General features: G+C 69.6%; 19 protein-coding genes and 3 pseudogenes. 10 read left to right on the top strand and 12 right to left on the bottom strand.

All coding sequences use genetic code 11. The annotated features are described in order from the left end of the window. Window position 1: 1 nt before the first annotated feature. Together ACZLMO_RS04035 and lhgO are read right to left on the bottom strand one after the other, a co-directional pair. Window positions 2-835 carry a cyclase family protein gene (locus ACZLMO_RS04035; protein WP_463653112.1) on the bottom strand — a complete coding sequence of 278 codons (834 nt, stop codon included), beginning with the start codon at window positions 833-835 and terminating at the stop codon, window positions 2-4. 76 nt (window positions 836-911) lie between these two features. Then, complete coding sequence (gene lhgO / locus ACZLMO_RS04030; protein WP_463652935.1) at window positions 912-2,135, bottom strand: L-2-hydroxyglutarate oxidase; 1,224 nt, start codon at window positions 2,133-2,135, stop codon at window positions 912-914. A 94-nt stretch (window positions 2,136-2,229) separates the two neighbouring features. Between lhgO and ACZLMO_RS04025 the strand changes: the two genes are divergently transcribed. Next, a complete protein-coding gene (locus ACZLMO_RS04025; protein ID WP_463652934.1) occupies window positions 2,230-2,970 on the top strand; it encodes a GntR family transcriptional regulator in 741 nt (246 codons plus the stop codon). Window positions 2,971-3,195: 225 nt separating this feature from the next. On the opposite strand, the gene ACZLMO_RS04020 is transcribed toward ACZLMO_RS04025, so the two are convergent. The 3 genes from ACZLMO_RS04020 to ACZLMO_RS04010 all read right to left on the bottom strand — a co-directional run bounded on the left by ACZLMO_RS04020 (window position 3,196) and on the right by ACZLMO_RS04010 (window position 4,720). Further along, window positions 3,196-3,507: a CopG family transcriptional regulator gene (locus ACZLMO_RS04020; protein WP_463652933.1), complete on the bottom strand. Its 312-nt coding sequence runs from the start codon at window positions 3,505-3,507 to the stop codon at window positions 3,196-3,198. 425 nt (window positions 3,508-3,932) lie between these two features. After that, window positions 3,933-4,142 (bottom strand): hypothetical protein, encoded by a 210-nt coding sequence (locus ACZLMO_RS04015; protein ID WP_463652932.1) that lies wholly within the window; start codon window positions 4,140-4,142, stop codon window positions 3,933-3,935. Window positions 4,143-4,300: 158 nt separating this feature from the next. After that, the gene (locus ACZLMO_RS04010; protein ID WP_463652931.1) at window positions 4,301-4,720 is read right to left on the bottom strand and encodes a helix-turn-helix domain-containing protein; all 420 of its coding nucleotides are present in this window, start codon (window positions 4,718-4,720) and stop codon (window positions 4,301-4,303) included. A 219-nt stretch (window positions 4,721-4,939) separates the two neighbouring features. Between ACZLMO_RS04010 and ACZLMO_RS04005 the strand changes: the two genes are divergently transcribed. Together ACZLMO_RS04005 and ACZLMO_RS04000 are read left to right on the top strand one after the other, a co-directional pair. Further along, on the top strand, window positions 4,940-5,227 hold the full coding sequence (locus ACZLMO_RS04005) for a helix-turn-helix domain-containing protein (RefSeq protein WP_463653111.1): 288 nt from the start codon (window positions 4,940-4,942) through the stop codon (window positions 5,225-5,227). Then, window positions 5,224-6,480 (top strand): type II toxin-antitoxin system HipA family toxin, encoded by a 1,257-nt coding sequence (locus ACZLMO_RS04000; protein ID WP_463652930.1) that lies wholly within the window; start codon window positions 5,224-5,226, stop codon window positions 6,478-6,480. The genes ACZLMO_RS04005 and ACZLMO_RS04000 overlap by 4 nt, the downstream gene beginning before the upstream one ends. Window positions 6,481-6,705: 225 nt before the next feature. On the opposite strand, the gene ACZLMO_RS03995 is transcribed toward ACZLMO_RS04000, so the two are convergent. Together ACZLMO_RS03995 and ACZLMO_RS03990 are read right to left on the bottom strand one after the other, a co-directional pair. Further along, a complete protein-coding gene (locus ACZLMO_RS03995; protein ID WP_463652929.1) occupies window positions 6,706-7,176 on the bottom strand; it encodes a hypothetical protein in 471 nt (156 codons plus the stop codon). A 272-nt stretch (window positions 7,177-7,448) separates the two neighbouring features. Further along, window positions 7,449-9,047: a glycerol-3-phosphate dehydrogenase/oxidase gene (locus tag ACZLMO_RS03990; protein WP_463652928.1), complete on the bottom strand. Its 1,599-nt coding sequence runs from the start codon at window positions 9,045-9,047 to the stop codon at window positions 7,449-7,451. Between the two features lie 289 nt (window positions 9,048-9,336). Here ACZLMO_RS03990 and ACZLMO_RS03985 point away from each other — a divergent pair, with 289 nt between their 5' ends. The 6 genes from ACZLMO_RS03985 (at window position 9,337) to guaD (ending at window position 17,637) form a co-directional block, all read left to right on the top strand. Further along, entirely contained in the window at window positions 9,337-10,128 is a 792-nt protein-coding gene (locus ACZLMO_RS03985) for an IclR family transcriptional regulator (RefSeq protein ID WP_463652927.1), read from the top strand. A gap of 56 nt (window positions 10,129-10,184) precedes the next feature. Then, on the top strand, window positions 10,185-11,705 hold the full coding sequence (locus ACZLMO_RS03980; RefSeq protein ID WP_463652926.1) for an FGGY family carbohydrate kinase: 1,521 nt from the start codon (window positions 10,185-10,187) through the stop codon (window positions 11,703-11,705). An 11-nt stretch (window positions 11,706-11,716) separates the two neighbouring features. Next, a complete protein-coding gene (locus ACZLMO_RS03975; protein WP_463652925.1) occupies window positions 11,717-13,120 on the top strand; it encodes an FAD-binding oxidoreductase in 1,404 nt (467 codons plus the stop codon). A 427-nt stretch (window positions 13,121-13,547) separates the two neighbouring features. Continuing rightward, the gene (locus ACZLMO_RS03970; protein WP_463652924.1) at window positions 13,548-14,558 is read left to right on the top strand and encodes a LacI family DNA-binding transcriptional regulator; all 1,011 of its coding nucleotides are present in this window, start codon (window positions 13,548-13,550) and stop codon (window positions 14,556-14,558) included. 309 nt (window positions 14,559-14,867) lie between these two features. After that, window positions 14,868-16,217 (top strand): uracil-xanthine permease family protein, encoded by a 1,350-nt coding sequence (locus ACZLMO_RS03965; protein WP_463652923.1) that lies wholly within the window; start codon window positions 14,868-14,870, stop codon window positions 16,215-16,217. Window positions 16,218-16,269: 52 nt separating this feature from the next. Beyond that, complete coding sequence (gene guaD / locus ACZLMO_RS03960; protein ID WP_463652922.1) at window positions 16,270-17,637, top strand: guanine deaminase; 1,368 nt, start codon at window positions 16,270-16,272, stop codon at window positions 17,635-17,637. Between the two features lie 140 nt (window positions 17,638-17,777). Here the strand turns inward: guaD and ACZLMO_RS03955 are convergent. The 4 genes and pseudogenes from ACZLMO_RS03955 to ACZLMO_RS03940 form a co-directional block, all read right to left on the bottom strand. Beyond that, window positions 17,778-17,852 (bottom strand): annotated as a pseudogene (locus ACZLMO_RS03955) (histidine phosphatase family protein); the annotation flags it as partial. A 125-nt stretch (window positions 17,853-17,977) separates the two neighbouring features. Further along, window positions 17,978-18,334, bottom strand: a pseudogene (locus tag ACZLMO_RS03950) (histidine phosphatase family protein); the annotation flags it as partial. Window positions 18,335-18,417: 83 nt separating this feature from the next. Further along, window positions 18,418-18,948, bottom strand: coding sequence for a nucleoside deaminase (locus tag ACZLMO_RS03945; protein WP_463653110.1), 531 nt, complete (start codon window positions 18,946-18,948; stop codon window positions 18,418-18,420). Between the two features lie 69 nt (window positions 18,949-19,017). Continuing rightward, window positions 19,018-19,242, bottom strand: a pseudogene (locus tag ACZLMO_RS03940) (solute carrier family 23 protein); the annotation flags it as partial. 202 nt (window positions 19,243-19,444) lie between these two features. Between ACZLMO_RS03940 and ACZLMO_RS03935 the strand changes: the two are divergent. Beyond that, the gene (locus tag ACZLMO_RS03935; RefSeq protein WP_463653109.1) at window positions 19,445-20,041 is read left to right on the top strand and encodes a LysR family transcriptional regulator; all 597 of its coding nucleotides are present in this window, start codon (window positions 19,445-19,447) and stop codon (window positions 20,039-20,041) included. Between the two features lie 165 nt (window positions 20,042-20,206). Here the strand turns inward: ACZLMO_RS03935 and ACZLMO_RS03930 are convergent, their stop codons facing one another. Further along, window positions 20,207-20,488 carry a hypothetical protein gene (locus tag ACZLMO_RS03930; RefSeq protein WP_463652921.1) on the bottom strand — a complete coding sequence of 94 codons (282 nt, stop codon included), beginning with the start codon at window positions 20,486-20,488 and terminating at the stop codon, window positions 20,207-20,209. Between the last annotated feature and the right edge of the window lie 304 nt (window positions 20,489-20,792).

Raw genomic sequence — 20,792 nt, 5'->3', positions numbered from 1 at the left:
CTCATGACTCCTTCGTCATCGCGAGTGGGCGGATGGGAGAACCGGTCGCGCCGACGAGCTTCAGCGGCGTCGCGTGGAAGAGGAAGTCGTACCGCCGCTGGGCGGCGAGCTCCTCGAGCAGGAGGTTCTCGAAGATGTAGATGCCGGCTCGGACGATGAGCACGAGATGGCCGGGCAGGTCGCAGTTGATCTCCGGGTCGACGTACCCGGGCAGGTCCCAGGCCGCGTTGTCGGCGCCGACGGCGAAGACCTGGTGGTCCGCGAGCCACTGCGAGGCACTGGGCGCGATGCCGGGGCCGTCGAGGTAGCGGTCGGCGTCGTCCCAGTACCGCCCGTTGCCGGTGCGGACGACGACGACGTCGCCTGCCGTGATGGTCGTCCCCTGACGCTCGGCGCAGGCGCGGAGGTGGTCGGCGGTCACGAGCGTCCCGGGTGGGACCTCGTCGCCGCCGAACTCCGGTACGACGTCCAGGAGTCGCCCCGGGTGGTGGAACACCGGTAGCTGCGACGCGTCGCCCTGGGTGAAGCCCTTCGCCGTCTCCACCTCGTCGACCGACCCGCAGCCGTAGAACGCGAGGTCCTCGGCCTGGTGGCAGAGCGCGTCGACGTGGGTGCCCGAGTGCTCCGCCATCGTGATGAACCCCGAGGAGCTCGATCTCCCGAGCATCCCGGGCTGGGTCTTGAGTGTGTCGGAGTGCCTGCGGTGCAGGTAGTAGCTGTAGCCGGGCCGGTGCGACTCGAAGACCGGCATCGTGGCGCTCCGCGGCTGCTCGAGGTCCACGAACGTGAGGCCCGCGCCTGCCGCCTTTTTCGTCGTCGTCCCCGGTCCAGTCATCTCGTCCACCGCTCCCGTCGCTCCGTCGCCGCCATGGGTGCGCGGGCCCCCACCGCTCCCCCGTTTCTCGACCGCATCATGCATGACGCGGTCGCAGCCCGTGCTCGGTGATGGCCCGGTCCACGATGTGTTCGGCGATCGCCATGGACGAGGTCGCACCTGGCGAGGGCGCGTTCCGCACGTGGGTGACGCGGCCGAGCTGCTCGATGACGAAGTCGTCGACGAGGCTGCCGTCCCGCTCCAGCGCCTGGGCGCGGATCCCGCGCGTCGCCCGCCTGGCCCGGGCGTCCGCCACCGCGGGGACGTACCTCGCGGCCTGCGCGACGAAGCGCTTCGGGGAGAGCACGCCGCCGATCTCGCGGGCGGCGCCGGAGATGTTGCGGGCCGCGAACCTCCAGAACCCGGGGTCGGCGGCGACCGCCATCGAGTCCCGGGGATCGACGCCGAGGCCGCGGTAGACCTCGCGCGAGAAGGAGAGGAACGCGTTCGGGCCGACCAGCATCCGGCCGTCGACCCGTTTGGTCAGGTGCACGCCGAGGAAGGGGTAGGCGGGGTCCGGCACGGGATAGATCAGGCCGTTGGTGACGCCCCGGAACCTTGGTTCGAGCTCCATGTACTGGCCGAAGAACGGGACGATCGACGGCGACCGGGCCGCTCCGGCACGACGGGCCAACCGGTCCGACTGGAGCCCCGCGCAGGCGATCGCAAAGTCGAAGCCGAGCTCGCCGTCGGCGGTGCCGAGCCGTACCCCCTCACTGGTGCTGGCGGCACTGGTCACCTCGGTCCCGAGCCGGACCTGACCGCCGGCGTCGCGCAGGTCCTGCACGAGCCGCTCGGCGACGCGGGCGTAGTCGATGATCGCCGTACCCGGTGAGTGCAGTGCGGCGACGCCGACGGCGTTGGGCTCCAGCTCGCGCAGCTCCTCGGGGCCGATGAGTCGCACGCCGGGGACGCCGTTGCGGGAGGCGCGGTCGTGGATGGCACCCAGGCGGTCGCGCTCCGACTCGTCGAGAGCGACGACCACCTTTCCGCAGCGGTCGTAGGGGAGGTTGTGCTCGGCCACGTACTCCTCGAGCAGGTGCACGCCGCGGCGGCACAGCTGCGCCTTGAGCCCGCCCGGCTCGTAGTACAGGCCGGCGTGCACGACGCCCGAGTTGTGCCCGGTCTGGTGCGCCGCGAGGGTGTCCTCCTTCTCGAAGAGGGTCACCTCGGCGTCGGGCTGCTGCTGGATGACGCGGCGCGCCACCGCGGCGCCGATGATGCCGCCGCCGATGACGGCGAAGCGGGGGCTACGTGGCATTCGGGAACCTTTCGGGCAAGGAGCGGGTGGGGTGGTGGCTCGGCACGCACGACGCCGGTGCCGGCCGTCCCCGTGTGCTGCGAGACTGTGGGGCGTGGAGCGGATCAGCACGACGCAGGGCGTCACCGGTCAGGTGTTCGACCAGCTGCGTCGGGCGATCATCAGCGGCGAGCTCGCGGCCGGGGAGCTGCACAGCTCCGCGGCGCTCGGGCGCGAGCTGGGCGTCTCGCGCACGCCGATCCGCGAGGCCAGCCTCGAGCTCGCCCGCCTGGGACTCGTGCAGATCGAGCGGAACCGGGGCATCCGGATCGTGGCGACGACGGTCGAGTCCTTGCTGCAGGGCTTCGAGGTGCGGCTGATGATCGAGGTCCCGCTCGCCCGCCGCGCGACGCAACGGGCGGTCGCCGACCCGACGCTGCGTGAGGGGCTGACCGAGGCGTTCACCAGGTTCGGGGAGGTGGCCCGGTCCGGGGACGAGGAAGGCACGCTGCGCGCCGACCGCGACTTCCACTCGGCGATGCTCACGTCCAGCGGGAACAACCGGGCGATGCACATCCTGCTCGAGCAGCGGAACATGGTGCTCGAGAGCGGGGTCAGCACGGTGCCGAGGTCCCGCAGCACCGTCGAGTGCTTCGAGGACCACGTGGACGTCTACGAGAGCTTCATGTCCGGCGACAGCACGACGGTGACGCACGCGATGCGGCGCCACATCGCCAACACCGCGACGCTCCTGGTCACCCAGGAGGCCAGGCGCCGGCCGGACTTCGAGCAGATCGACGTCGAGACGCGCCTGGCGGAACTCACCGGTACGCCCGAGATACCGCGGCTGCCGTAGTGCCCGCGGCGCGCGGGCGCGCCTCAACCCCCTCGTCACGAGGAGCACGTTAACCCGCCTTGCATGTTACATGCAACAGGGGTGGCCCATCGGCGTCGAACACATGGGTGGGCCCGCCGCTGGTGGCGCGGCAGATGCGGGTGGTGACGTCGATCGTCCGCTCGGCTCCATGCGCGCCGATGTCGCGGAGCAGCCGGTCGCCTGTCACCGGAGATCCGCGTCGCGTCAGGCAGGCGGCTGGAACACCACGCGCTCAAGCCGATCGAGCCGCTGGGCCACCGTGCCACCCGCCCCCTCCTGCTCCGCACCGAGGCGGTCGAGCACCCAGAGTCGGATGAGCGTCGACACCGGGAGGTTCGCCTCCGCGGCAGCCTGCTGCAGCTCTCCGTGCTCGTCGTCGGACAGGCGCACCGACACGACCGCGCCTCGGCCGGCATTGGGCCGACTCGCCCGGACGTGCGCCGGGAGCCGCTCGGGGGTCTCGTACTTCTCGGCTACCGCGCCTTCCTGCGCGAGGAGGTCATCGATCCTGCTCATAGTTGATCCTTTCCGTAGAGCCGAAGGTCGCGCGGGCTCGCGAGCCAGGCGTTGCTCCCCCACCAATCGCCGTCCGGTCTCTCGTGGCGATCAGCCGCAGGGTCCACCAGGACGACCGTGATGACGGCAACTGCGCCGACCGAGTAGCCGATGACTCGGACTGCGAGCCCGGACCTGCTTGCGGGGTCAGGCACAAGCCAGACAGCTTGTGCGTCACCAACTGCTTCGTCGGCCCAGCTCGGCTCGATCGAGTGTCTCGCCCAGATGTAGTGAGCACGCCTGCTCCAATCCACGCGCGCGGCCACGAATACAGAGTACTACAAACCACTACGCCCCAGATGGGCCAACGAATACGGTGGATATCGCTGGACGCCACTCATGGCTGCGCGCACGTCCGAGATCGATGCGATAGACGGCTCCCCTGATCACCAGGCGTCCGGCTCCGCATCGAGATCCTCGTCCTTGAGCAGCTCCGCATCCGCACGGAAGTGCGTGAGCCACCGCTCGTGGTCCAACAGCCGGAGCGCCCGTCGCAGCGTGTCGGAGGTGCTCTCACCGGGCTGGGCGGCCTCGCGCAGGATCCGCTCGTCGTCCTGCGTCGGACGGAAGCCGATAGGACGAGGCGTGGCTGGCACGCTAGTGCGTGTTCGACACGTGTTCTACGTGTTGCGCGCGAGCGAGGAAGAAGCCGTTCCAGTTCGGTGACTCCACACCGCCGCGGGGGGCCACAGCAGCGTGGTCGCCAGCCGAATGGGAATCAGCGTGCAGGCGTCGAGGAGCACCGCCGGGCGGCTCATCGGGTGCTGACCGGGACCTCGTCAGCGGGCAGCCCTTCGTCGAGGTCCCCTCCGAGCACATCGACCGCCCTGCTCCGCGCACGGGCGCGGCGTTCTTGATAGCGACGCACCTCCGCCGCGGCGATGCGGCGGTGGACGGCTGACCCGGCGCCTGCAAGCTCTCCCTTGTCGACCAGTCGCACCACAGTCGTGCGGCTGACGCCGAGAAGCTCGGCGACCTGGCCGGTGGTGAGGAGATCGTCGGACGGGAGGATCGTGGCGTCGGGACTGGATTCCATGACATCGAGGGTGCGCAGGAGTCTGTCGCGCACCACGGGCGGGATGCTGACCAGCTCACCGTCACGCGTGCGCAGCGCGCCGGCGCTCAACGCGTCCCGGAGAGCGGCGGCGTCCTTGTGCGCGAGTGCCCCGACCATGCAGCCACCTTAGCAAAACGTGCAAAACAAACACCAGACCGCGCACCGTGCACTTCCTCGTCCAACGCCTCAGCGTCCCTGCACGCACCTCTGGCACTCACAGCTGTCAGCTCCGAAGGAGCCGTGCCCGCAACCCTCCGCGCTACGTACACAATCCTGGACACACCTCCCACTACTGCCCACATTCACAGTCATAGCAGCGGCGGCAAGGAGCGTGTGCTGTCCGGCTACAGGATCGATCGGGAGCTGACGGAGCTCGGCACACGCATCCGGGGGCGTCGCATGGTGCTCGGTCTGACCGCACAGCGGGTCGCCGAGCGTGCGGGCATCGTCCGCGCCACCCTGCACATGATCGAGAAGGGGGATCCGGGCGTGAGCTTCGGCAGTGTCGCGCAGGTGCTCCGCACCCTGGACGTGCTCGTGCAGACGGTCGATGCTGCCGATCCTCTGAGCAGCGACATCGGTCGTCTGCGGGCCGGGAGGCTCACGCGGAAGCGGGCGCGATGAGCACCGAGACCACACTCGAGATCTACGAGGTCCGGCCGAACGCTCCGGCGGTCCTCACGGGAAGGGCGCACATCACCAGGAATCGCGGCCAGATCTCGACGACCTTCCTCTACGACCCGGGCTATCTGAGCACAGACGGCACGAGCATTGATCCTGCCCTGCCGCTGATCTCCGGCGCTCAGCACCAGGTGGGCCTCGTGCGCGCCTTCGCCGACAGCGCCCCCGACCGCTGGGGACGCGGCCTGGTCGAGAAGTCGGAGCGGACTCGTGCACGCGAGGAGCGCAAGGCACCCCGGAGACTGGATGATCTCGACTTCCTGCTCGGGGTCAGCGACGACACCAGACAGGGTGCCCTGCGGTACCGGCTGCCCGGCGACGACGTCTTCCTGGGGCCGCCGGCCACCGTGCCGCAGCTCGTGTCGCTACCGAAGCTGCTGCATGCCGCCGATGAGCTCGCTTCGGGCGATGATGCCGCTGAGGCCGTGAAGCAGCTGCACGACACGGGGACAACCGGGCTCGGCGGGGCCCGCCCCAAGGCCTCCGTGCGACTCGAGGACGGATCGCTCGCCATCGCGAAGTTCCCCCACGGCAGCGATCAGTGGGACGTCATGGCCTGGGAAGCCGCGTCGCTGGACCTGATGGAGCGAGCGGGCATCCGCACGCCCGAGCGCCGTCTCACCCATGTCGGCGATCGCAGCGTGCTGATCCTGCGCCGCTTCGACCGCTCCGCCGACGGGCACAGGATCGGCTACATCAGCGCGATGACGGCCTTGGGAGCATCTGACGGCGATCACCGCGACTATGCGGAGATCGCCGAGGCGACCCGAGACCTCTCCTTCTCGCCACGAGCCGACCATCATGAGCTCTTCGACCGCGTCGTCGCCGGCGTCCTGCTCGGCAACACTGACGATCACCTGCGAAACCACGGATTCCTTGCCTCGCACGGATCGTGGACACTAAGCCCGGTGTTCGACGTGAACCCCGTCCCGGACCCGTGGCGTCCTCGCGCGACGTCGATTCTGGGAGCCGACGCTCCGCCGGAGGAGGCGGCAGCTCTGCTCATGTTCGCCGAGGAGTGCGGACTCCGGGCTCGTGATGCCCGGGAGCGAATGCGGCGGGTCGCGCAGTCCTTCACGGGCTGGCGCGATGTCGCCCGGCACCACCGGATCGGTGAGCGCGAGATCACGATGATGGCCGAGTCGATCGACTCTCGTGGCGCAGCTGTGCACCGTGTGGCGCAGAGCAGCACCTGAGACGGTGGACGCATCCCGCGGCAGTGACGGCCCGACATCGACGCCGCGGCTCGCGAGCTGCTCGACCTGCTGCCCGGGTGACAGCCAGGGCTTCGTCTACTCCACCGTGAGACCCTCGTGACAGAAAATCAGCCCGCGCCTTGCGGCAACGGACTGATCATGATGCGGGAGACCCTGGCGCGCGCAGGTGACAACCAGTCCAGCGCCTTCCCCACCCCGGTGACCTCACACCACCTCGACGACGACGTTCCTCGCCTCGACGTCGACCTGCGCCACACGCACGGCCACCTCGGCCCCGAGCTCGAGGCCGTCGCCCCGGGCGTCCACGTGCACCGCGGGCTCGGTGATCTGGATGTCCCCACGCCGGCCGTTCTTCTCGTCGACGTCGATCACCACCCCCCGCAGTTCCTCCCCCTCGCGGCCGCGCAGGATGAGCGCCTCCATCGCGTCGACGGCGCCCCGCTCGTACGCGCTCGCCTTACGCCCACCGGAACCCATGGCGCTCGGCAGCTCGGGCAGCGACTCGCTCACCCACGCCGGCACCTGGGCATCGGCGGCGATCGCCAGGCACGCCTCGAGCCCGTACCGGTCCACGAGCCGGCGCAGCGGCGCGGTCACGTGCGCGTAGTCCGACGCGATCGACCGCACCAGGTCCGGATACGTGATTCCCTCCGGCCAGTGCAGGTCGTTGGTCACTTCGTCCGTCACACCGGACGACGCCGCGGTGGTCGCTCCCAGCAAGCATCGGCTCGATGAACTTCCCGTGGTTCGCAGCCCACGCCCGGCGTGTCATCGACGATTTCCACGGGCAAGGCGAAACCCCCGCGATGTGGCCTGGCTGCCAGGGATCGTTCCAGGGTCTTAGGGTGCGAGCAGGCGCAGCTGCCGGTCGAAGTCGATGATTGCCGTGCCCCTCCCGGTAGTGCACGTCAGATGGTGGTGTCGGTGCACTCGTTGCGAGTGCGGGCCTACTGGCGACCGAGTGCGACGGACTCGGCCCGGACCTCGTCGACGAACGCGCTGACCTGGGTAGCAACAGTGGCGTCGGTCAGTCCGAGCTCGCGCTGCAGCAGGTCCCCGACGGCGGGGGCTGCGGCCGCAGCGGCGCGCGCGTCGAGCAGTCGTGCCGGGATGCGGCGCCGGAGCACGTCGTCGACGGTGGTCGCCATCTCGTGGCGCACCGCGAACAGTGCCTCCGCCCACAGGTAGGGCAGCCCCTCGACCACGGTCTCGGCCATCTGGGGATCGGCGAGCGCCAGCTCTTCGACGAATCGCGACTCGGTCCCGTATCGCTCCCCGAGGTGTGCGAGCCGGCCGCCGGTCGCCGTCACGGCCTCGTGGTCGAAGCCTGCCCCGCCGACGAGGGGTACGCGCGTGGTCCGGCACGGTCGCCGTACGCCGAGCACGGCGCACGCTCGGTCGACCGCCTGCTCGGCCATCGTCCGAGCGACGGTCAGCTTGCCGCCCGCCACGGTGACGACGCCGTCCTTCTCCGTGACCTCGTGCTCGCGGCTGAGCTCCGCCGTCGTGCCGCCGCCCGTGTCGATGAGCGGGCGCAGGCCGGCCCAGGTGCCGGTGATGTCGCCCATGGTCAGGTCGGTGGTCAGGGTCGCGTTCAGAGAGTCGAGGAGCAGCTGCGCCTCGTGCTGCTCGCAGCGCGGCGAGTCGAGATCGCCGTCGTAGGCGGTGTCGGTCGTGCCGATGTAGCAGTGATCGCCCCACCGGACGACGAATGCTCGTCCGCCCTTGCCGCGCAGCCCACCCAGCATGGGGAAGACCAGAGTCGACTGGCTCCGCACCTTCTCCCACGGGACGACGATGTGCACACCCTTCGCCGGGCGCATCCGAGCGCGGTGGCCTGCGTCGCCCATCCCGTCGACGTCGTCGGACCACACGCCGGCGGCATTGACGACCACCCGCGCTCGGATCACGCGTTCGCCGCCGGCACCGCCGGGCGCGGTGTCACGCACGGTCGCCTCCCACGCCTCACTGGCCGTCCTCCGGCTCAGCCCGACCACCTCCGACCGGGTCGCGACCTGTGCGCCGTGGAGTGCGGCTGTTCGCGCTACCGCAAGCGTGAGGCGCGCGTCATCCGTCCGGGTGTCAAAGTAGAGCAGTCCGCCGCGCAACCCCTGCGCCGGCAACGTGGGGCAGTGTGCGAGCGTCTCCGCGGCGCCGATGCGGCGGTAGCGCTGCCCGATCCGCCAGCCGCCCGCGAGATCGTAGGTCCGCAGCAAACCTTCGAACGCCCTGGCCATGGTGGGCCCGAAGTGTTCCGACCGCCTGTACACGGGAAACAGGAACGGCAGGCGGGTGACCAGGTGAGGGGCACGCCGGTACATGCGCTGACGCTCGAGGAGCGAGTGGTAGACCATTCTCAGCTGGCCCTGCTCGATGTAACGCAGCCCGCCGTGGATCATCTTCGATGAGCTCGACGACGTCCCCGAAGCGAGGTCGGCGCGCTCGACGAGCCCAACGTCAAGGCCGCGCAGCGCCGCGTCGAGCGCGACGCTCACCCCCGTGATGCCCCCGCCGACGACGAGGACGTCGAGCTCACCTGCGGCCATAGCCTCCAACGACTTCATGCGGTCGAACCCGTGCGGTGTCAGCACGCCCGCACTACCGGCTGCTGCTCCGATGCTGGCCCGCCCGCGGCGCCGTCCCTGTCCCATACCGACTCCTTAGCTATGTGCCACCAGCTATGTACCACCGCGCTCAGTTCGAGCGCACCCGGCTCGTACGCGCCCTCGCGCGTCGGGGATCACGCTGCGCCTCTCGAGAGAGACCGGTCAACGCGCCTGACACAGGATGTCAATCACGTTGACGCTCGATCAGCGCGGGCAACAGCATGACCGCGTGCCAGATACCGACCGCGTGCCCGCCGCGCTCCGCCACAGTTTCACCGTGCTGGACGCTGTCGCGCAGGCCGGCCCGGGCGGCACGAACGTGCCCGAGATCGCCGTGGTGACCGGTCTGAACGAACGCACGGTCTACCGGCACCTGGCCTCGCTCAGGGCCCTGGCGATGGTGGTCTCGGCCAGTGGCTCGAAGAACCGCTACCGTCTCGGTCCCGGCATCGCCGCGATGGCCGTCCAGGCGTCCGACCAGGCGCACTTCCTGCGCATCGCCCGGTCGTTCGCCGAGGAGACCGGGGAACGCACTGGTCAACCCGTGCACGTCACGGTGCTCGACCACGGGACGGCGGTCACTGTCGCCTCGGCGACGCCGGACCTGGTCGCGAAGAAGTCGCCGCCCATCGTCCTGGGCGCCCGGCGCCCGGCGCACGCCAGTGCGAGCGGGAAGCTCTTCCTCGCCCACAACGTCTCCGCGTTCCGTTCGTACGTGCTCAGGCCGCTCGAGCGGTTCACGGAGCACACGCTCGTCACTCCGGAGGCCCTCGAGAAGGAGTGCCTCGCCGTGCGCGAGAACGGCTGGGCGACCGACCGGCAGGAGTTCATGACCGGCGTGACCTGCGTGGCGGTCCCGGTCCGCGGGGCGAACGACCGCGTCGTCGGCACCCTCTCGGTATCCACCACCTCTCCGACCATGTCGGCACGGCGCCGCAACGAGCTCCTCGGGCACCTCGTCCCGGCCGCGGCCGAGTTCAGCCGCGCGGTCGGCGGACGCTCCCAGAACCAGACCCCCTGAACGACACGGCGCGGCACCCGCCGTCGCCGCCTACTCCCGAAGAAGTGAGAACCGTCGTGAACCATCAGCGCACCCCCCATGTCGTCGTCATCGACGAAGGCACCACGAGCACCCGCGCCGTGCTGTTCGACGACTCGAGCGCCGTGCTCGACGTCGAGTCACACCGCATCAGCGTGCACACACCCAGCGCGGCGGTCGTTGAGCAGGACGCCACGGAGATCGCGGAGCGCTCGGCCGAGGTCCTGCGCACGGTCATCGCCCGTGCGGCCTCCGCCGAGCGCGAGATCGCCGCCGTCGGGGTGACAAACCAGCGCACCACCACGGTCCTGTGGGATCGGCACACCGGGGCGCCCGTCGCCCCCGTCGTTTCGTGGCAGGACTCGCGCACGCAGCCCCGCGTCGACCGGCTCGCCGGATCCTGGGCCGAGCGCTTCACCGCCACCACGGGTCTGCAGCTCGCCCCCGCGAACGTCGCCCTGCACCTGGCCGACCTCCTCGACGACGGCGACCTTCGTCGTCGGGCGGAGGCCGGCGACCTCCTCGCAGGCACGCCCGACTCCTGGGTGATCTGGACACTCACCGGCGGGCCGGCGGGCGGCCGGCACGTGACGTCGTACTCCAACGCCGGTTCGACCGGTGCCTTCGACATCGGCTCGGGCACCTGGTGGCAGGAGTGGCTCGACGAGCTGGACGTCCCGGCCTCCCTGCTGCCGGAGGTCCTCGAGGAGAACGCGCACTTCGGCGACACGGACGCGGAACTGGTCGGCGCGTCCCTGCCGATCCGCTCATGCTTCGCCGACCAGCAGTCGGCGCTGTACGGGCACGGCGGCTTCGAGGCGGGTGCGGTCAAGTGCACCCACGGCACGGGCAGCTTCATCGACTTCAACGCCGGCGAGGAGCCGAACGTGGTCGGCGGGGGCCTCGACACCCGCATCGCCTGGCGCACCGCCGACGAGGTCCGCTACATGTACGAGGGGAACTCCTTCGTCACCGGCAGCGCCATCGACTGGCTGGTCGACGGTCTGCGCATCCTGCCCGACGCCGCAGAGCTCGACGCCACCTACGCCCGTACCCCCGACACCTCCGGCGTGGTGTTCGTCCCCGCGCTCGCCGGGTTCACGGCCCCGCACTGGGACCAGCAGGCCCGGGGCGTGGTGTTCGGCCTGCATCGCGGCGTCACCGCGGAGCACCTGATCAAGGCGACCGTCGACGGCATCGCGCGCACGACCGCAGACCTCGTGCTTTTCATGGCGGAGAAGGCCGGGTCGCTCCCGACCGTCGTCCTTGCCGACGGCGGACTGGCACGCAGCGACGCCCTCCTGCAGGCGCAGGCAGACTTCACTGGCGTGCCCGTGATCCGCGCCGGCGACGCCGAGTACGTCACGGCCCGCGGCGCGGCGTGGATGGCGGGCCTCGCCGTCGGCGTGTGGCCTGACCGCGAGACGGCCGCCGTAGCCGCCACCGAGCTCCGGACCTTCGACCCCTCGCTCGGGGAGTCGGATCTCGAAGCCTCCCGCAGCACATGGCTCGACACCGTCGACCGTGCGCTCGGCTGGCGCCCACAGACCCACAACTGAGAAGGAGCTCCATGACCATCACCGACACGCAGCTGTCCGACCTCACCGGCAGGCTGTCCGGCTCGACCGTCGCCACCGACCCCGGGACGATCCGCGCGGCGTCCGCCGACCTCTCACCGCGCAGCCGCAAGGCCGAGGCGGCGGACACCCCGCTCGCCACCGCGGAGGCCGTCGTACAGGCCACCTCGACAGAGGACGTCGCCGCCACGGTCCGTTGGGCGAACGAGCACGGTGTCCCGATCGTCGCTCGGGGCGGAGGCTCGGGCGTCGTCGGCTCCGGACTCCCGATCGAAGGTGGTGTCGTCGTCGACGTCAGCGCGCTGGCCTCGATCGGCGAGGTCGACCTCGAGAATCGACTCGTCACCGTCGGCGCCGGGCTGCTCGGCAGCGACCTCGAGGAGGCGCTCAAGCCGCGCGGTCTCGCGACCGGCCACTACCCGCAGTCGTTCTTCCTCGCGTCGGTCGGCGGCTGGATCACCATGCGCGGCTCGGGCACCTTCTCCTCGCTCTACGGCAACATCGAGGACCGTCTGGCCGACCTGGTGGTCGTCCTGCCGGACGGCGAGATCCTGCGCACCAGCTCGATCCCGCGGGCCTCGCAGGGGCCGGACCTCAAGCAGCTGTTCATCGGTTCGGAAGGCGTCCTCGGCATCATCACGGAGGTCACGCTGCGGCTCGTTCCGCTGCCGGCGTCCCGCCGGTTCGCCTCGGCCCTGTTCGACACCTTCGAGCAGTCCCTCGCCGTGGCCCGGAAGATGCTCGAGGCAGGGGTTCGCCCGGCGGTGCTGCGCATCTACGACCCCGTCGAGGGGGCGGCGAAGCATGCGAAGTTCTCCGAGTCCGAGGGCTGGCTCATGGTGCTCGCGTTCGACGGCGCCGCCGAGCTGACGGCCATCCAGGAGTCGATCGCGCTGCGCCTCGTCGACGAGCACGGTGGCCAGTCGCTCGGCGAGGAACCCGGCATCAACTGGGAGCAGCGGCGCTTCAACTACTCGTGGTTCACCGACAACGTCGGCAAGGTCGGCGGTATCGCCGAGGCCATCGAGATCGCCGGCACATGGTCCGAGCTCCCGGCCCTCTACGAGAAGGTGGCGAAGGCGGCGGGGACCGTGATGGACGAGGTCATGGGCCACGTGTCCCACGTCTACGACCAGGGCGCGTCGCTGTATGTCATCTCGCGGGGCCTGTTCGACTCCGAGGAGGAGGCGATGTCCGCCTACGACCGGCTCTGGGAGGTCGTCATGTCGGCGACGCTTGACGCCGGCGCACGGATCGGCCATCACCACGGCATCGGCCTCGAGCGCGCCCCGTGGATGGAGCAGGCCGCAGGAGAGAACGGCATGACGGTGCTGCGCCGCATCAAGGGCGCCCTCGACCCGGCGGGAATCATGAACCCGGGCAAGCTCGGAATCTGACAGCCCCAGCGGCTCCGCACCGGTCCGGGCGCTCCAGCCTTCGCCTTCTCGCGTGAGTCGCGCCGTGCTACGGGCTCCTCGGACGCCACGGGCCGGGACCGACTCCTTTGGTCCCGGCCCGTGGCGGTCGCATCGAAAAACGCCCGCACTCAAGTGCGGCGGTCATCCTGGCGGCGGCAGGTCACTGTGAGGATCGGGGCGACGACAGCGAGGTCCGAACGAGGCGGCGACCTTAGCGATGTCCGAACGAGGCGGCGACCTCAGCGAGGTCATCGGCGGCAACGCCGCCTACGGTCGCTTGGCCCGCGTTCGCAAAGCCGAAGATCAAGAGGCCCCCGCGTCGCTGGCGGTCGAGCGCATCCAGGCGCTACGGACACGCGACGCCGAACAAGTGGTCCGGGACAAGTCAGTTGTGGACACTGTGCCAATGGCAGCACAGCACGAGGGACCGTCCAACGGCAGGTCACGTGTGACGATGCGCGACATCGCGGAGCTAGCCGGCGTCTCGCGGACCACGGTGTCGCACGCCCTCAACGGCCGCGGCCGGGTCGAGGCTTCGACGCGTCGACGTATCCGCGAGATCGCGGACGAGCTCGGATTCGTGCCGAGCGCAACCGCGCTGGCGCTCAAGACCGGGCGTACGGGCGTCCTCGCCATTGTCAACGCGACGGTCGGCGGGTCGCTGGAGTACTTCATGCTCGCGGCCAACGCCGCGTCGCACACCGCCCTAGAGGCAGGCTACGTCCTCGCGCTGGTACCCCCCGACCACCAGGAGGCGTGGGTCGCGCAGCTTCCGCTGGACGGTGCGCTGGTTCTCGACCCGCTCGACGACGACCCGATCATGAGGGCGCTACGCGGACGCGGGTCGCCGGTGGTGACGATCGGGAATGCACCGGGGGCTTCCGGCGCGGACGAGCTGACGATCCGCACGGACAGGACGTCAGGAACGACGACGGTCCTCGACCACCTGCAGAAGCAGGGCGCCCGACGCCCCGCCCTGGTCATCGACAGCGAACAGCGCCAGTGGATCCTGGAGACGCGGGACGCGTACTCCAGCTGGATGCGCGCCCACGAGCTCGAACCGCTCATCGTCGACACGATCGGGGAGTCGGCGGAACGGGCAGGCCATGCCGCCGTCCACGAGATGCGACAACATCCGGGGGTCGACGCAGCCTACGTCCCGTTCGGCCCGCTCGTCGGCGGCGTGATGGCCGCGCTGGCCGACCTCCGGCTGCGGGTCCCGGAGGACTTCCGTGTCGTCTCCCAGGAAGGGATCCGCGCGCGGTCCGGCTACCCCAGGCTCACGGCGCTCGACGACCGCCCCGACGAGGCGGCTCGGCTCGCCATGCTTGCCCTCCTCGAGCGATTCGGCGAGAACGAGTCGCCGGCGCAGGTCACGCTCGTCCAGCCGGAGCTGATCGTCCGCGAGACCACCTGAGAACACGGACCCGCACAGAGCGCGCTTGACGTGCCAACTCGAGTTGGCTAGGTTCGTGCGCACTCGAGTTGCCATGGAGACATCGACGGACGGCGAGGTAGCGCCGGCCGACCGACGAACATGTCGCTGCCGTCCGACCTGCGTCACCGACCACGACAGCACATCTGAATACAGCACCAGCCTGAGGCTTGCGCGCTTCACCGAAGAAGCTCACGCCATCGGGCCTGGCCCCCGGGAGAACCAGTGGTCGCCGACGACTGCTGCGGCACGTCCCCCTCCCGTCCCGACGATCCAGTCCTGGAGCACCCCATGACGACGCAAGACTCGACCATCACGGTCGGCATCGACGAGCGGACTTCCATCCCAAGGAGCCTCGTCCTTGCCGTCCAGCACGTGCTCGCCATGGACGTGTATATCGTCCCGATCGTGCTCGCGGGCATCCTCGCCATGGGGGTCGGCGAGACCTCGACGCTCGTCCAGATGACCCTGGTCGCATCAGGGATCGCCACCATTCTGCAGGTGACCATCGGTACGCGTCTTCCCGTCGTGCAGGGGCCGTCCTACATCCCGATCGGTGCGATGGCCGCCATCGGTGGGGGCTTCGGACTCGCCACGATGATCGGCAGTCTCATCCCGGGCGCCCTGCTCATCACGGTGCTCGGGTACCTCAAGGTGGTCGGGAAGGCGATCAGGTGGCTCATCCCGTCGATCGTGGCGGGGACGGTCATCCTCGTGATCGGCATCTCGCTCATGCCGGTGGCGCTCGGCAACATCTACACGGCCGGAGAGGGAGCTTCGACGGCAGAGCTGACGGTCGCCTTCACGACGGCTGCCCTGCTCGTGCTGTTCCTCATCGTCGGAGCGCGGGCAACCAAAGCCTTCAAGATCTTCAAGCTCTGTTCAGTGCTCCTCGCCATTGCCGGCGGCACGGTGGTCGCCGGCTTCTACGGGATGGTCGACTTCTCTCCGGTCGGGGACGCCGCGTGGATCGCGCTGCCAGGAATCTTCGACTACGGGCTGCCGGTGTTCGAACCCACTGCCGTCCTGACGATGGTGGTGATCTACCTCGTCATCCTCGTCGAGAGCACCGGCACGTGGTTCGCCGTCGGCGGTGTGACCGGCCGGAAGGTGACCGACCGGGCGATCAACGGAGGCGTCGGGGCGGAGGGTCTCGGTTGCGTCGTCGCCCCGGTGATCGGCGGGCTGCCCGTCACCGGCTACTCGACGAACGCCGGCGTCATCGCGATCACCGGCGTCGCGAGCAAGCGCGTCATCCTGTTCACCGGTGGCGTCCTCATCGCCCTGGGTCTCGTACCGAAGTTCACGACACTCGTCGCCAGCATCCCCGGCGTCGTGATCATGGGGGCCTTCAGCATCGTCACCGTCATCATCGCGATGAACGGGATCAAGATCCTCGAGCGCACGCGGAAGTCGGAGCGGAACATGCTCGTCATCGGGCTCCCGATCCTCGTCACGATCGCCGCCTCCACCATGCCCCAGGGACTGAAGGAGTCGTTCCCGTCCCTCGTCCAGTACCTCATCGAGGGTGGCATGGCACTCGGAGCGATCGCCGCCGTCGTGCTCAACATGATCCTTCCTCGCGACAGGGTGCTCGATCGCGAGGATGAAGGGGTTAGGGATGACACCGAGGTCATCTGAGAAGCGTTCCCTCGACCGATCGGACCGAGACAGAAGATGACGGAGGTGCACCGTGCCTGATGTGCGCGGAAAGACCGTGATGGGGCGCTTCTCCCACGCGCCGAGCCCAGGAGCCCTGGAGACCTGGGACGAAACACTTGTCTCCGTAGGGATCGACGGCGTGATCGACGAGCGCATCACGAGCTCGGACCCACGATTCCGTCAGGCGGTCGCCGAGGCCGAGCGGCGCGGCGAGCTCGTCAGGCTCCCGGCGTCGACGTGGGTGCTTCCGGGCTTCGTGGATCTGCACGTGCATGCCCCGCAGTACCCCCAGCTCGGATCCGCGCTGGACCTGCCGCTCAAGGAATGGCTGGACCACTACACGTTCCCGCTCGAGGCCCGCTACTCCGACCTGCAGTTCGCCGAGCGGGTCTACTCGATCCTCGTCCAGGACCTTCTCGCGTCCGGGACCACGACCGCACTCATGTTCGCGACGATCCACCAGGAGGCCACGCGGGCCCTGGTGGACGTCAGTCTCGACCGTGGCATGCGCTCCCTCGTCGGGAAGGTGGTGGCCGACGACCCGGCGCAGTGCCCGGACTTCTATCGGGACCCGTCCACCGCGGCAGCGCTGGAGGGCACCGAGTCGCTCATCGAGTACGTGCGCAACCACCCGGACAACGCAGGCGGTCTGGTGCACCCCGTGGTCACGCCACGGTTCGCGCCCAGCTGCACCGACGAGGCCCTCCGCGGACTGGCCGAGCTCGCCCACCGGTATGACTGTCACGTCCAGACCCACTGCTCCGAGAGCGACTGGGCCGAGGGCTACGTGCAGGCACGGACCGGTCTCCGCGACGCGGAGTACCTCGACTCCGTCGGCCTCCTGACCGACAGGACGGTACTCGCGCACGCCGTGTTCCTCAGCGAGTCGGACATGGACCTCGTCGGGACGCGCCGCACCGGGATCGCCCACTGCCCGCGCTCGAACGCATACTTCGCGAACGCCGTGTTCCCGCTCCGGGCCGCACTCGAGAAGAACATGCGGGTGGGACTCGGGACCGACGTGTCCGGCGGCCCGAGCATGTACATGCTGGACGCGATCAAGGACACCGTCGGTGCCTCACGGATGCTGGAGGCCGGCGTCGACCCGGGCCTACCACCGGAGCAGCGTGGTCGCCCCGGAAGCAGCGCGGACTGGCGCACGGCGTTCCATCTCGCCACCGCAGGCGGCGCCGCCACGCTCGGTCTCCGGGTGGGTGTCTTCGACACGGGCTACGCGTTCGACGCCCAGCTGATCGACACGGCGACGCCCGCCGGCACGGTCAGGATGTTCGACGACGACTCCAGCAGCGACGCGAATCTGGCCAAGGTCCTGTACACCGCCACACCGCCGAACGTGTCGGAGGTCTGGGTCGGAGGACGATCGGTATCGGGCGGGTGAGTCGCGAGGACTGAGCCGCGTACTGCACGAACCCCATCACCGCGGAGGCGCGAGTCCTCGCGCAGGTGGGTGAGTCCGCCGCTGGTGGCGCGGCAGGCGACGTGCTCTGCGGCGTGAACAGGGATGCGGGTCCACGCGGCCACCACGAAGCTGAGCGCTCCGCCGTGCGGCACGACGAGCTGGTGCTCGACCTCGCGCGCCGTGATGTCCTCCATGGCCCGGTAGATCCGGGCGGCGAGGTCAAGAATGATCTCGGCAGCGAGTGCGCCCTCGTCGTGCTCCATCCGCTCACCCGTCGCGGGCGGGGCACGAACCGGTCGTCCAACCACGCCTGCGGAGGCCCGCCGGCCTCGCGGTAGGGCTTCTCCCGCAAGTCCGGCAGGACGACCGGCTCGGCTTCCAACGCGCCACCGATGAGCTCGGCCGGCTCCGCCTCGCGGCGCAGGTCGGAGCTGAACATTTCCGCGTCGCCACCGCCGGGCACCAGCTCGCGGATCACGGCCGCGATGGCACGAGCGTCCTGTCGGCCCCGCGTCGTGAGGTCGGAGTCGTACCAGCCGCCGACGAGGCCGTCGTCGTGATGCGTCGCCTCCGGAGGGGTGTGACGACGTAGAGGCTGCGCATGGCGGTCACGCCAACGGCCGCCGCGACGGCTCAGCCACCTTCGTGCGCCGCCACACTCGTGCACCGCGGCCATAAGGCCCGCGGGCGCGCACGCACGCGCGGCTCCAGGCACGCGTGACGACGCGGCACCGGAGCCGCGACTCTCGCGCGCCGTCGTCAGGCGCCTTCGACCGCCGGCGCGGGCTCGTTGTTCCAGAAGCCGACGTGCGGCGCGGCAGCTTCGTCCTCCAGCGCGGGACCGACGACGTCGATGTGTCGCTGGCCGCGCGCGACGACCTCCCGGCACGGCAGGTCGAACGTCGGGTTCTCCGGGTCGTCGCCGGTGAGGGTGAGGAGCCGCGACTCCGACAGCGCGTAGACGATGCGCCCGATGCCGGTCCAGTAGACGGCGCCGGTGCACATCACGCACGGCTCGGCACTCGTGAAGAGCGTCGCGCGCGCCAGCTGCTCGGGCGTGAGGTGCGAGACGGCCGCGGCCGCCGCAGTGAGCTCCGCATGCTGCGTGGGGTCGCCTTCGGGGGGCATCGAGTTGTTGCCGCGCTCGACGACGACACGGCCGTTCTCGTCGGCGACGAGGGCCGCGAACGGGTGGCGCCCGCGATCCTTCGCCTCCTGCGAGAGCTCGATCGCCCGGCGCAGGAGAGACAGGTCCGTGGTCGAGAGGTCGGTCGTCTGGTCAGTTGTCACGTGGACTCCCTTGTGTGGATTCAGTTGGCGGGCTGGAGGACGCGTCGGCGTCGTCGGGTTGTTGGAGTTCCGGTAGTCCACCTGCGCGAGCTCCTGGATCCCAGCGGCGGTCGTCATCCCGAACTTGACGATGGCACCGCCGCCGAGCACCGACGGCGGGACCGCGGCGATGACCGCACCGAACTTGGGGAACAGGCCCATCACGATCATGACCACCCCGGCGACGGCGACGACCGCGCCGACGAGTAGGCCGACGAGAACGGACAGCGACGTCAGCAGACCCGTGAACGTCACGTAGACGAAGACCGTCACCACCACCGTGATGAAGGGTGACGGTCTCTGCGCTGCTCAGACCGAGGGTGCCCGAGAGAAAGTACGGCACGGCGACCACGCCCGCATAGACGGCAAGCACGTGTTGAAGACCGAGGGCCACCATCGACCGGGCGGGCAGCATCTCGTCCACTGGGTCGACCGGTGATGCGCTGCGACTGCGGCGATCAGTCATGCGACATCTCCTTCCGTTGAGCACGAGCAGCGTTGCGCGCGCTGCGGGAAGAGTAGGTCGCAGTCGACCGTGAGCGCCGCCGTCGCCAATCTGGAGATCGCGCTGGACACCGAGCTGTTCGACCGCTCGACCCGCGCGCCGGGCCTGACGGAGGCCGGGCGAGCGATGCTCCTCGAGGCGCAGGCGCTCTACGACCGGCTCATCGCCTTCCAACGGCACGGCGATGCGCTCTCGACGGGCGTGCCGACGTCCGTCTCGGTCGCCGTCGCCATTCCGCACCGGATCGTGGTGCCGGTGTTCGCGGAGTTCGCGGCGCAGTTCCCGCACACCGAGATCGTCGTGCGCAACCCGGTGCGGGGCGACGCGGTGGGGCTGGTCCTCGACGACGACATCTCGCTCGGCATCGCCTTCGCGCTGCCCGAGCACGACGACCAGCTCGCCTTCCACCAGATGGACTGGCTCGTCTCGGTCGACCTGCTGTGGCGGCGCGGTCGCCGATACAACGTGGCCGAACAATGGTTGATCGACCGACTGCGAGAGCTCAAGATCACCGAGGTCTCACCGTTCAGGCAGGCGACGACGCGCTGAGCCGACTCACGTCATCGGCGTCCAGCACAAGCCAGGCCTTGAGACGTCTTCCACCGCGGCAGGCCTTTCGATACCGAGGGGGCCGGGCGGGGATGTCGGTCGTCGCGGCCAGTGAGCACTCGACGTGTGCCTCCCCCGGACCTCCTTGCGAACGGTCGGGCCCGTCTAGTTCCAGGGTTCAGGAATGTCGAGGTCCTCGATCGCTGTCAGGATCCGACCGCCCGTCGTGTACCACGCCGAGAAGTTGGTAGTCTCGAGCTCGCAGTAGTACTCCAGGTTGACTGGCGCGTCGAAGGAATCCCACTGGATCTCGACCTCGCCCCAGGCGTAGTAAGCGTAGCCGTCGTTGCCGCCATTGATGCTGGTAGGGCCCAGGTAGATGGCCGTCGAAGGATCAACCTCATACTCGACCGCGGCATCATTGTCCCGAAGCATGTCCTCCGTCATGCCATCGCACATGGTTGCTGCGGACCCAGCAGACTCAACGGGATCGCGTCTCTCAGGCGCCGGAGGCGAAGTTGTGGCCGGCTGAGTGGCAGGCGCCGGCTCGACGGTCGGAGCTGGCTCAGTAGGCGGCGCAGGCTCCTCCGGCGTGGCCGTGTCTGACACGGGCGCCGCAGTAGCTTCCGTCGCAGTTTCACCGCTGCCAGAACTACCGCAGGACGCCAGCATCCCGACAGACATCAGTGCCAGAAGCGAAGCGCGCAACAGTGCTTTCTTCACGTCGAGAACTTTACCGCCTGACCTAGCG

The sequence above is a fragment of the Georgenia sp. G2120 genome (assembly GCF_055326485.1).
Note: the sequence above shows the minus strand (reverse complement) of the source record. Positions and strands in the feature narration are given on the sequence as shown.

What these genes read in the sequence shown, in the direction of transcription:
- ACZLMO_RS04035 (WP_463653112.1), bottom strand. Translation starts at nt 835, where the DNA reads ATGACTGGACCGGGGACGACGACGAAAAAGGCGGCAGGCGCGGGCCTC.
- lhgO (WP_463652935.1), bottom strand. Translation starts at nt 2,135, where the DNA reads ATGCCACGTAGCCCCCGCTTCGCCGTCATCGGCGGCGGCATCATCGGC.
- ACZLMO_RS04020 (WP_463652933.1), bottom strand. Translation starts at nt 3,507, where the DNA reads ATGAGCAGGATCGATGACCTCCTCGCGCAGGAAGGCGCGGTAGCCGAG.
- ACZLMO_RS04010 (WP_463652931.1), bottom strand. Translation starts at nt 4,720, where the DNA reads ATGGTCGGGGCACTCGCGCACAAGGACGCCGCCGCTCTCCGGGACGCG.
- ACZLMO_RS04000 (WP_463652930.1), top strand. Translation starts at nt 5,224, where the DNA reads ATGAGCACCGAGACCACACTCGAGATCTACGAGGTCCGGCCGAACGCT.
- ACZLMO_RS03990 (WP_463652928.1), bottom strand. Translation starts at nt 9,047, where the DNA reads ATGGCCGCAGGTGAGCTCGACGTCCTCGTCGTCGGCGGGGGCATCACG.
- ACZLMO_RS03975 (WP_463652925.1), top strand. Translation starts at nt 11,717, where the DNA reads ATGACCATCACCGACACGCAGCTGTCCGACCTCACCGGCAGGCTGTCC.
- ACZLMO_RS03970 (WP_463652924.1), top strand. Translation starts at nt 13,548, where the DNA reads ATGGCAGCACAGCACGAGGGACCGTCCAACGGCAGGTCACGTGTGACG.
- ACZLMO_RS03965 (WP_463652923.1), top strand. Translation starts at nt 14,868, where the DNA reads ATGACGACGCAAGACTCGACCATCACGGTCGGCATCGACGAGCGGACT.
- ACZLMO_RS03930 (WP_463652921.1), bottom strand. Translation starts at nt 20,488, where the DNA reads ATGACGGAGGACATGCTTCGGGACAATGATGCCGCGGTCGAGTATGAG.